Source organism: Micrococcus sp. R8502A1, from assembly GCF_006704135.1.
Taxonomy (GTDB): Bacteria; Actinomycetota; Actinomycetes; order Actinomycetales; family Micrococcaceae; genus Micrococcus; species Micrococcus luteus.
The window spans coordinates 1-10,511 of record NZ_VIGS01000068.1 but is presented as its reverse complement, the minus strand read 5'-3'; the positions used below and the strand labels follow the sequence as shown (position 1 = coordinate 10,511).

At 69.2% G+C, this 10,511-nt stretch carries 9 protein-coding genes, 2 pseudogenes and 1 riboswitch; of the genes and pseudogenes, 6 read left to right on the top strand and 5 right to left on the bottom strand.

Annotated elements, in window-relative coordinates; all coding sequences use genetic code 11:
- Nucleotides 1-108, bottom strand: a pseudogene (locus FLM69_RS10305) (transcriptional regulator); the annotation flags it as partial.
- Between the two features lie 294 nt (nucleotides 109-402).
- On the opposite strand from FLM69_RS10305, the gene FLM69_RS10300 reads away from it, so the two are divergent.
- The 5 genes from FLM69_RS10300 (at nucleotide 403) to FLM69_RS10280 (ending at nucleotide 6,480) form a co-directional block, all read left to right on the top strand.
- Nucleotides 403-2,037 (top strand): Mu transposase C-terminal domain-containing protein, encoded by a 1,635-nt coding sequence (locus FLM69_RS10300; RefSeq protein ID WP_170221989.1) that lies wholly within the window; start codon nucleotides 403-405, stop codon nucleotides 2,035-2,037.
- Nucleotides 2,034-2,966 (top strand): TniB family NTP-binding protein, encoded by a 933-nt coding sequence (locus FLM69_RS10295; RefSeq protein WP_370510505.1) that lies wholly within the window; start codon nucleotides 2,034-2,036, stop codon nucleotides 2,964-2,966. The genes FLM69_RS10300 and FLM69_RS10295 overlap by 4 nt, the downstream gene beginning before the upstream one ends.
- Entirely contained in the window at nucleotides 2,963-4,219 is a 1,257-nt protein-coding gene (locus tag FLM69_RS10290) for a TniQ family protein (RefSeq protein ID WP_141844132.1), read from the top strand. The genes FLM69_RS10295 and FLM69_RS10290 overlap by 4 nt, the downstream gene beginning before the upstream one ends.
- Before the next feature lie 99 nt (nucleotides 4,220-4,318).
- The gene (locus FLM69_RS10285) at nucleotides 4,319-4,951 is read left to right on the top strand and encodes a recombinase family protein (RefSeq protein WP_141844130.1); all 633 of its coding nucleotides are present in this window, start codon (nucleotides 4,319-4,321) and stop codon (nucleotides 4,949-4,951) included.
- A 290-nt stretch (nucleotides 4,952-5,241) separates the two neighbouring features.
- On the top strand, nucleotides 5,242-6,480 hold the full coding sequence (locus FLM69_RS10280; protein ID WP_006590959.1) for an HAD-IIA family hydrolase: 1,239 nt from the start codon (nucleotides 5,242-5,244) through the stop codon (nucleotides 6,478-6,480).
- Nucleotides 6,481-6,693: 213 nt separating this feature from the next.
- On the opposite strand, the gene FLM69_RS10275 is transcribed toward FLM69_RS10280, so the two are convergent.
- From FLM69_RS10275 to thiM, 4 genes are all read right to left on the bottom strand, one after another.
- Nucleotides 6,694-7,374 carry a TenA family protein gene (locus tag FLM69_RS10275; protein ID WP_125107455.1) on the bottom strand — a complete coding sequence of 227 codons (681 nt, stop codon included), beginning with the start codon at nucleotides 7,372-7,374 and terminating at the stop codon, nucleotides 6,694-6,696.
- A 17-nt stretch (nucleotides 7,375-7,391) separates the two neighbouring features.
- Nucleotides 7,392-8,237 carry a bifunctional hydroxymethylpyrimidine kinase/phosphomethylpyrimidine kinase gene (thiD, locus tag FLM69_RS10270; RefSeq protein ID WP_181743510.1) on the bottom strand — a complete coding sequence of 282 codons (846 nt, stop codon included), beginning with the start codon at nucleotides 8,235-8,237 and terminating at the stop codon, nucleotides 7,392-7,394.
- Entirely contained in the window at nucleotides 8,234-8,884 is a 651-nt protein-coding gene (gene thiE / locus FLM69_RS10265) for a thiamine phosphate synthase (RefSeq protein WP_141844127.1), read from the bottom strand. The genes thiD and thiE overlap by 4 nt, the downstream gene beginning before the upstream one ends.
- Nucleotides 8,881-9,708 carry a hydroxyethylthiazole kinase gene (thiM, locus tag FLM69_RS10260; protein WP_072626064.1) on the bottom strand — a complete coding sequence of 276 codons (828 nt, stop codon included), beginning with the start codon at nucleotides 9,706-9,708 and terminating at the stop codon, nucleotides 8,881-8,883. The genes thiE and thiM overlap by 4 nt, the downstream gene beginning before the upstream one ends.
- Nucleotides 9,700-9,796: riboswitch (TPP riboswitch) on the bottom strand. Its footprint overlaps the gene before it by 9 nt.
- 314 nt (nucleotides 9,797-10,110) lie before the next feature.
- Between thiM and FLM69_RS10255 the strand changes: the two are divergent.
- Nucleotides 10,111-10,389: pseudogene (locus FLM69_RS10255) on the top strand (recombinase family protein); the annotation flags it as partial.
- Nucleotides 10,390-10,511: the final 122 nt, after the last annotated feature.

The window sequence follows — 10,511 nt, the reverse complement described above, 5'->3', positions numbered from 1 at the left end:
GTAAGCGGGATGGTCGAGCAGGGTCAAGATGATCCGGGATCGAGTGGGGTCGGCCAGTGCACGACCCAGGCGGTTCATCACGTCGAGACGCGAAGCAATAGTCAGCATGGACTGAACTATACAGCGCAAACTGAACACTCGGTCACAGGCGTCAGCCCAGATCGCATGCCCGTAAGGGGATCCTTCACCGTACGTCGAGCGAGCTCAGTCCTCGACTGTCAATGTCCGAAGTTGTCTGCACAGGTGACCTGCGTGTTTGGGGTCGGGTGAACAGGGGTGTGGCCGTTCGGCGTGTCCGTACCCGTGTGCACGGTCGACTCGTTGTTCCATAGTCTTGTGCGCGACGACGCAGTCGATGATGACGTGGTTCTTGAGCGCGGTCTGTTGGCCGTCTCCGATGAGATGTGGGCTCTGGCGGTCCGTCGGGCCGAGGTGATCGGTCCGCTGGCCGACGCCGGAACGGCCGGCGGAGATGCGGTGGAGACCGCAGCCAACCAGCTGGGCATCTCCCGGCGGCAAATCTATGTGCTGCTGCATCGGTGGCGCGAGGGCCAGGGCGTGGTCTCGGACCTGATCCCGGGTCGTTCCAGCGGCGGCCGTGGCGGGCAGCGACTGTCGGCCGCGGTTGAGGCGGTGATCCGGGAGGTGCTGGGCAAGCATTACCTGACCCGGCAGCGGAAAAAGACCGCGGCAGTCCACCGGGAGATCATGCGGACGTGCCGGACTCGGGGCCTGCCCGTTCCCTCACGCGGAGCGGTCATGCGTCGCATCGCCGCCCTGGACCCACACGCCGGGACAGTGGCCCGCGAGGGGCGAGACGCGGCTCGGCCACTGGAGTCAGCCGGCGGTCGGGTGCCACCGGTGTCCGGCGTGCTGGAGCAGGTCCAGATCGATCACACCGTGGTGGACCTGATCGTGGTCGATGAACGGCACCGTCTGCCGATCGGGCGGCCGTACGTGACGGTCGCGATCGACGTCTTCTCCCGGTCCATCGTGGGTCTGGTGATCACTCTGGAGGCGCCCTCGGCATTGTCGGTCGGGCTGTGTCTGGCGCACATGGTCACCGACAAGCGGGCCTGGGTCGAGCGCCTCGGCATCGAGGTGGACTGGCCGATGGCCGGCAAGCCGGGCGAGCTGTTTATGGACAACGCCGCGGAGTTCAAGAGCGAGGCCCTGCGGCGAGGCTGTGAGGAGCACGGGATCAGGCTGGCTTACCGGCCCCCGGGTCGCCCGCACTACGGCGGCATCGTCGAGCGGGTCATCGGCACGCTGATGGAGATGGTCCATGAGCTGCCCGGTACGACGTTCTCCAACCCGGCACAGCGCGGCGACTACGACTCCGAGACCAAGGCCGTCCTGACGGTCGCGGAGCTGGAGAAGTGGCTGGCGCTGGCGGTGGCGAGCTATCACGGGCAGGTCCACAGCACCATCGGGCAGACCCCGCAGGCCCGCTGGGCCGCCGGTACTGCCCAGACGCCGGTTGTAACGGTGGCCAATGAGACGGCGTTCCTGGTGGACTTCCTGCCGGTGTTCCGCAGGACGCTGACCCGCACCGGGTTCGTCATCGACCACGTGCACTACTTCAACGACACGCTCAAGCCGTGGATCGCCCGCCGCGACCGACTGGACCGGTTCGTCATCCGCCGCGACCCACGCGACCTCAGCCGCATCTGGGTCCTGGATCCCGAGGGTGCGTCCTATCTGCCGGTGCCCTACCGGACGCTGTCGCATCCGGCGGTGAGCGTGTGGGAGCACCGCGCCGCACTGGAGCGGCTCCGGGCCGAGGGCCGGGCACAGGTCGACGAGGAGGCGCTGTTCCGGATGGTTGAGCAGATGCGCACCATCACCGACACCGCCGAGTCCACCACGCGCAAGGCCCGCCGAGACACCGAACGCCGCAACAACGCGGGCAACGCAGCCTCACGGGCGAAACCCGCCGCCGCGCCGCCCGATGACATCCCGGCTGCCGTTGACGAGAACGGCAATGCTTCTGACGCGGAGTCCGTGGCACCGTTCGAGGTGATCGAACAGTGGTGACCGAGGGCCACTACTGGTCCGGCGCGGATTTCACGGTTCACGACCTGGACCATCTGCATGAGAGCGCTCGGTCGGTGGCGCGGCTGCCGGCACAGGAGCGGCTGCGGCACGTCCGCGCCGATCGGTGGATCGGCTACACGCGCGCCACCGCGGCGCTGGAGCGACTGGAGACGCTGTACGCGTGGCCGAGCAAGCAACGCATGCCGAACCTGTTGCTGATCGGCCCGACGAACAACGGCAAGTCGATGATCATCGAGAAGTTCCGCCGCCTCCACCCGCCCACGTCCCACGCCGATCGTGAGCAGATGCCGGTGCTGGCCGTGCAGATGCCCTCGGAGCCCACAGTGAGCCGGTTCTACGTCGCGCTGCTGGCCGCGATGGGTGCGCCGCTGCGGTCCCGGCAGCGTGTGGCCGAGCTGGAGCAAGCCACACTGTCGCTGCTGCGCGCGGTCGGGGTGCGGGTCCTGGTCATCGACGAGCTACACAACGTCCTGGCCGGCCGCGGGAACACCCGACGAGAGTTCCTGAACCTGATCCGGTTCCTGGGCAACGAGCTGCGCATCCCGCTGGTCGGGGTCGGCACCCGCGAGGCGTACCTGGCGATCCGCTCCGATGACCAGCTGGAGAACCGCTTCGACCCTGTCCCGCTGCCCCGGTGGGAACCCGGCGAGGAGACGCGTGCGCTGCTGGCCAGCTTCGCCGCCGCCTTCCCGCTACGCCGCCGCTCGGCCATCGCCACCGAGGACATGGCCCGCTACCTACTCACCCGCAGCGAGGGCACCATCGGCGAGCTCACCCACCTGCTCACCGACGCCGCCGTAGCCGCGATCGAGTCCGGCGAAGAGGCCATCAACCAGCGCACTCTGTTGATGACGCCCTATGTCGGCCCCACCGAACGACGCCGGATGTTCGAACGCGAACTCGCATGAGGCGCCGCTGGCCGCTGCACCCGCCACCGCGCAACGACGAGGCACTCTCGTCCTGGGTGCACCGGCTGGCCGCGCTCTACGACATGGAGGTCGAGGAACTGCTCCGGCACGACCTCGCCCCGCCCGGAACCGACCCCGTCCGCACGCGCGGCGATCTGGACTGGGACCCGCCGACCTCAGTGCTGCTGGCGCTGTCAGAACGCACCGGCGTTGCTCTCGGCGACGTGCGCCGGATGACCATCGCCGGGCAGGTGCCCTGGCTGCTGGATACCCTCGGCCCAGAGCCGGAGCCCGGGGCGGCGTTCGACACCTACGTCCATCAGGACTCGCTGCTCCTGACTGCCAAGGAACGACGCCACCGCCCGGTACCCGGCTGGCGCGCCTGGTTGCCGGCCTCCGGCCCCTTGCGTCGCGCCTGCCGCCACTGCATGACGACGGCGCCGGCCTTCACTGTGGTCTCTCAGCTGCCGTTGACGCTCAGCTGCCCCGAGCACGGCTGCACACTCACGCCGACCATCGGTGCCGCCGGCACGTTCCTCGGCTGGGGACCCGCGGACATGACGGCCTCCGCGCCCTCGGAAGCCGCCCTTGCCATGGATCGGCGCACGCACCAGGGCCTGCGCATGGGCACGCTCACTCTGCTGCGCCGACCGGTCCACGTCGGGGTCTGGTTCCGTCTGCTGCGCACGCTCATCGACGAGCTGTCCACCCCGTACTCGAAGCTGCGCATCCGGTCCCGGCGCACCATGGACCACATCTGGCAGAGGGCCGGCCACCCCGTCCGTGCCGGTTTCGTCGGTCACTGGCGCTGCTACGAGGCACTTCCTTGGCCAAAACAGCAGACGTTCCTCGACGCCGCCGCCACCGCCCTGGACCTAATCGAAACCGGCGACATCCTCGGCCACGGCACCCTCGCCCAGCTCCTGACCCCCGAGCCTCATCGGCCCGTTCCTGACGGCACCCCACCGGCCCCCGCACGGCGGGACTACTGGAAAGAAGTCAGAGACGCGATGGACGAGGCCATCTCCCTCGCCCGACACGACCCCGCCGCCGGCCGGCAGCTGCTGACCGGACTCACCTCCATGACCCGCAGCGAGACAAGCTTCCAGCGCACCCGCGAGGACCTGATCACCGCCGGCATCCCCGACGGCCACCTTCCACCGACACTGGCCGAGACGCATCCACCAAAGACTCGGACCGGCTCGGACGCGACTGTCACTTATTCAGCAGCGGACCACCTTCGCGTAACGTAGATTAGGTGACTAGTTACGTGACGCATTGACCCCCAGCGAGCTGGCGGCACCGGTGCTGTCACGTAAACGGTCGTATAAGTGATAGATGGGAGGCACCTCGTGCTGGTCGGCTACATGCGCGTCTCGAAGGCCGACGGATCGCAGACCACGAACCTGCAGCGGGATGCGCTCCTAGCTGAGGGCGTCGACCCGGAGGCTCTGTACGAGGACAGGGCCTCGGGCAAGAAGGAGGACCGTCCCGAGCTTGCGGCGTGCCTGAAGTCCCTACGTCACGGGGACACCGTGGTGGTGTGGAAGTTGGACCGGCTCGGCCGCGACCTGCGTCACCTGGTCAACATCGTCCACGACCTCACCCAACGCGGCATCGGCCTGAAGGTCCTCACCGGGCAAGGCGCGGCCCTCGACACCACCACCGCATCCGGCAAGCTCGTCTTCGGCCTCTTCGCCGCCCTGGCCGAGTTTGAACGCGAACTCATCTCCGAACGCACGATCGCCGGCCTAGCCGCCGCCCGGGCCCGCGGCCGCAAAGGCGGACGCCCCTACAAGATGACCCCCGCCAAGCTCCGCCTCGCCATGGCCTCCATGGGAAAGCCCGGTACCAACGTCGGTGACCTCTGCAAGGAACTCGGCATCACCCGCCAGACCCTCTACCGCCACGTCTCACCCACCGGCGAACTCCGCGAGGACGGACGCAAGCTCCTGGCCAAGGACCGCAGCAAGGTAGCCAGGTAACCTCTGTTGTCCGGAACCTACGAACGTCAATGAGCGGGATACGTTCCCGCGACTCTCGCACGCCCGCGGGGGGACTTCCACCGCTCAGCTACTTCGTGTCGGGTCGGTTAGGATTGTGGGCGAGCCGGGAGAAGGCAGCTAGGGTTCCGCCCCAGCCGGCTGGGGGTCTGTGACCGAGCGCTGCAGCTTCCGCCGAACAGGCGGGAGGGCACCTATTGGCACAAAATGCCCGAGGGGGATGGCTCAGCGCCAGCATGCGCGCTGACTGTCCCTTGACCTCGGAGGTTGTTGTGCTCGTTGACCAGTTCGATGTTTTTCTGCTTGATCTTGACGGCGTGGTTTACGTCGGAGACACCTTGCTTTCCGGCGTGACCGAAGCCTTGGCCAGCCTGCGGAGTCGGGGCCGGGTGGTCCGGTTCGTGACCAACGATCCCCGCCCGTCCCGCAAAGACGTCGTCCACCGTCTGGGCCGCCTGGGCGTGAGGGCCACCGTCGAGGAGATCGTATCTTCCGGGTGGGCTACGGCGTGCTGGCTGCGCCAGCAGGGCATTACCCGCGCCTATGTGGTGGGCAGTGATGGCCTCCGCGGCGAACTCGCGGCCCAAGGCGTGGAATCCGTGGAGGGGTCTGGGGCCGAGGCGGTGGTGGTCGGTTGCGACGAGACGGTGACCTACCGGGACCTCGCCCAGGCCACCGCCCTCCTGCGTACCGGCGTGCCGTTCGTGGCCACGAACGTGGACGCCACGTTCCCCACAGCGAGCGGCCCGTGGCCGGCCACCGGCGCGGTCGTCGCAGCGATCCAGACCGCCAGTGGGCGCCGACCGGTCGTGGTGGGCAAGCCGGGACCGGAGATGTTCCGCCTGGCCCAGCGCGGGCTCCCTGCTACGACGAGAGTGGTGGTCGTGGGGGACACCCCGGCTACGGACGTCGTCGGGGCGCACTGCGCGGGCCTGCCGGCGATCCTCGTCGCTCCCGCGACGCCGAGCAGCGGCCGTCGGCAGTGTGATCCCACCGTTGCGGAGGCCACGGTCACGGGCCTGGCCGGGCTGTTTGATCCGGCCCTTGACATCGGCCCGATGCGCCCGTCGCCGTACCCGTGGCCGGACGAGGTGCGGGCGGGTGTGGCCGCGGTGGTCTTCGACGAGGCCGGGCGCGTGCTACTGGGGCGCAGGCTGGACAACGGGCTGTGGGGACTGCCTTCGGGACACGTCGAGGTGGGCGAGACTGCCGCCCAGGCGGCGGTGCGGGAGGTCGCCGAAGAGACCGGCTTGCAGGTGCAAGTGCAGCGGCTGGTTGGGGTGTACTCGGACCCCGCCTCGCAGGTTTTCGCCTATCCCGACGGGAGAGTGACCCAGTTCGTCACCACCACCTTCGCCTGCCTCCCGCGCGGCGGTCAGATGCACCCTGATGGTGTGGAGACCTCACAGGCGGGTTTCTTCTCCCCGGATGAGCTTCCGGCACCGTTGCTCCCCATGCACCCGCGGTGGCTCACCGACGCCCTCTCAGGCGACACAGGACTCATCGACTGATAGGACGCATCCCCTTCGGGGCGCATGGTGTCAAAAGCGCTGGCGCTTCTCGTGCGGAGCACCGGCCTGAGCGCGCCGTTTACCTTGATCAACCCCGGGTCCGGTCTCCCACCGTCCGAGCAACACCACCGGACGGTAGGAGTCTCCAGGGCGGCGACCAGCTCTCGAAAGATCATGATGAGCGCGCGCCCAAGGGCGCACCGACCAATGACCTCAGATGGGCCAGGTCTCCTGCCGGTGGGCGGCGTCCCAGAACATCCACTCGTACTGGGTGGCGCGGTGGAACGCGGTGTGCATGCGCGCCAGTGTGCCGGGGCTGGCCTGGTCGGCGAGGTGGTCCACGATGTCCCGGGCGGTGTCGGTGGCGGCGGTGAAGTCTGGATCGCCGTAGGTGGCGATCCAGTCCCCGTACGGGTGCGTGCTCAGGTCACCGACGGCGGCCTTCAAACGGGTGCCGACGTCGTCGTAGACCCAGAAGCACGGCAGGATGCCGGCCGCGAGGACCGGGTAGTTTCCCGCTGTCGCGAGGCTCAGCAGGTAGGAGGTGTAGGCAACCGTGGTCGGTGAGGGCTCGGCGGCGGTGAGGTCGGTGACGTGGGTGGCGTGCAGCTGCCGCTCGACCTCGACCACCTCCCGCGCGGCCTGCGCCCAGAATGCCATTTCCTCCGACGCCTGGGCCTGAGCGGCGGCCGCGGCCAGGACCCGGCCGTAGTCGGCCAGGTAGAGCGCGTCCTGGGCGAGGTAGTGCCGGAACGTCTCTTCCGCCAGGGTCGCGTCGCTCAGCTGGTGCAACAAGGGCAGCGCATCGATCGCCTCGCGGACCCTGGCCGTGCGATGCCACGCCACGGTGCTGAACACGCCAGTGTCGTCGTGGTCGCGAATCGTCTCGGGCATGGAGGTGTGTGGGCTGGTCATCGGTCGCTGTCCTTCCAGTCGTTCTCGTCTTTCCAGATGTCGTGGCAGTGGTGCACGGGGCCGGGTCCGTGGCCGATGTGGAGCGCGTCGGCGGCCCGCAGGGTGCCGGTGAGCCAAGTCTTGGCCTGGCGGGTGGCCTCTAGCAGGGACCCGGTGCGCGGGGCGAGTGCGGCGATCGCGGAGGACAGGGCGCACCCGGTGCCGTGGGTGTTGACCGTGGCTACCCGCGGGCCGGTCAGCAGCTGCTCGCCCGCGTCGTCGAGCCACAGGTCGGTGGCGTGTGCGTCGCCGCCGAGGTGGCCCCCCTTGACCAGCACCCGCGCGGCGCCCAGCTCCCGGAGCGCGATGGCCTGGGCGCGCATGGTGTCGAGGTCTTCGGCGGGGTCGGCGTCGAGCAGCACGGCGGCCTCGGGGACGTTCGGCGTGATGAGGGAGACGTACGGCAGGAGTTGGCGCATCGGCTCGACGGCGTCCTCGGCCAGCAGCCGGGAACCGGCGGTGGACACCATGACGGGGTCGAGGACCACAACCGGCACCGCGTCGGAGCGCTTGTCGAGGAAGGCGAGGACGGTCTCGATGGTGGCCGCGGAGGCGAGCATCCCGATCTTGGCGGCGTCAACCGCCACGTCGTCTACGAGGGTGCCCAGCTGGGCGCGGACGAAGTCCGCGGGGACGACGTGGACACCGGTGACTCCCTGGGTGGACTGGGCGGTCAGTGAGGTGAGCACCGCGGTGCCGTAGGCACCCAGTGCGGAGAAGGTCTTGAGGTCGCCTTGAATACCGGCCCCGCCGGAGGGATCGGAGCCGGCGATCGTCAGCGCGATCGGTGGGCGGGGGTTCACGGTTGCCCGTCCCACGCGGCCCGCAGGCTCGCGGCCGCCACGGCTGGTTCCTCCGCGGCGGCGCACACCGTCGAGACGACCGCCACGCCGGCGGCGCCGCTGTGGCGCAGCATGCCGGTGCGTTTCGTGGTGATGCCGCCGATGGCGACGACCGGCCACGGGCTCGCGGCGGCCACCGCAGCCACCCCGCCCGGGCCGGTCGGAGTGCCGTGGTCAGGCTTGGTCGCCGTCGGCCACACCGGTCCAACGCCGAGGTAGTCCAAGACGCCGTCACCGAGCCCGCGTGCTGTGCGAACCTGCTCGATCGTGCTGACCGACAGCCCGACCATGGCGTCCGGCCCGAGCAACTGCCGGGCCTGAGCAGGCGGCATGTCGCGCTGACCGACGTGGACGCCGTCGGCGCCGATGTCCTGAACGAGGTGGACCCGGTCATCGATAATCAGCGGCACCCCGGTCCCCGCCAGCACCTCGCGGACCGCCACGCCGAGGGCGACGAAGTGGGCGTCGGTGGCGCCCGGGTCACGCAACTGCACCACGGTGACTCCGCCCGCGACCGCAGCCTGCACGGTCGCGGGCACCCCCCGTGGGCCGCACAAACCGGTGTCGGTGACCAGGTAGAGGCTGAGGTTCACCGGTCGGCGGGTCACCGGAGCACCACCTTCTCGGTCAGCTCCTGCGGGTTGAGGGTGGCGAGAGAGTCCAGCAGCGCAACGGCGAAGCTCCCCGGCCCGGCGGCACGCTCGGCCGCGACCTCGGCGGCCACGGTGTACGTCGCGGTCGCGGCCGTGGCGGCCAGGAGCGGGTCGTCGGTGGTGGCGGCGAAGGCAGCCATGAGCGCGCCCAGCGCGCACCCACCGCCAGTGACCTGGGTCAACCATCGATGGCCGTTGGCCACCCGCACCAGCCGGGTGCCGTCGGTGAGGTGGTCGACCTCCCCGGAGACCGCGACGATGGTGCCGTGCTCCCGGGCCAGCGCCCGGCCGGCGTCGAGGGCATCCTCGGCGGCGTCGACGCTCTCCGGACCCCGCCCACCGCTGCCCCCACCGGCGAAAGCGAGAATCTCTGAGGGGTTGCCACGGACGAGTGCCGGGGAGGCGTGGGCGAGCAGGTCGACGACAACCCGGCTGCGCCAGGCGAGCCCACCCACCCCGACCGGGTCGAGCACCCACGGGGTGCCGGCCGCCGCGGCGGCACTGACCGCGCCGTGCATCGCAGCCACCGTCGCCTCTTGGGGCGTGCCGAGGTTGACCAGGACCCCGTCGGCGACGGCGGCGAACGGCCCGGCTTCCTCCGGGTTGTCCACCATCGACGGACTGGCGCCGACCGCGAGCAGGACGTTCGCTGTCCACTGAGCGACGACGACGTTGGTCAGGCACTGCACCAGCGGGGCATGCCCGCGCATCGCAGCCAAGGCCTCGCCCACTGCGGCAGCATCGAGTGGGACAGTAGGGACGGAAGAAGGTGCCGACATCGGCGACGTTCCCTTCGCTAGTACGAACTAGATCAGGTTCAACGGGTGTGATCTCAGCCGTACCAGCACGGCACCCCGCGTCATTCACCAGCTTAACATCCGCACCGTTCCCAGCACCGTGCCCTCGCTTCAGCGATCGCAAAAGGGTCGCGCCTCGGACCGTCCGGGCGTGCTGTCACCAGTGCCCGGCTGCGCTACGGCGTTCCTTGGCCGCCGCAGCCCTCACCATGGCGCCTCACCAGACAACGGCTGCGCAACCTTAAAATGTGCAGTCGACTTCGGACACTCGTGCAGTGGACTTCGAAAACTGACATCGACGACTTCTTGTGAGGGATCGTCATGTACGCAAGACCCGTACGGTGACGTGGGCGGTGAGGGGAGGGTAACTGCAACAATAGGGACATGCGTGTCGGCTACGCGCGCGTCTCGACTCTCGAGCAAGACCTCTCCGCCCAACGGGAAGCACTCGAGCGCCTCGGAGTCGAGAACAAGGACATCTACTTCGACCACGGCCTGACGGGAACGACCCGCGCCCGGCCCGGGCTGCGCGAAGCGCTGGCCGCGACCCGGGACGGCGACACCCTGGTGGTGACCAAGCTCGACCGGCTGGCCCGCTCGCTCCCGGACGCGAGGGACATCGCCGACGAGCTCACCACCAAGGGAGTGGCGCTCAGTCTAGGGCGTGTTGCTAAAGGGTTCGGGGACGTGGATGCGCGAGTCTGGGGTCATGTCGCGTGATGTCATCTCGGACGAGGTCTGGGCCGTGATCGGCCCGCTGTTCCCCACGCCGAAGTCCACCGGTC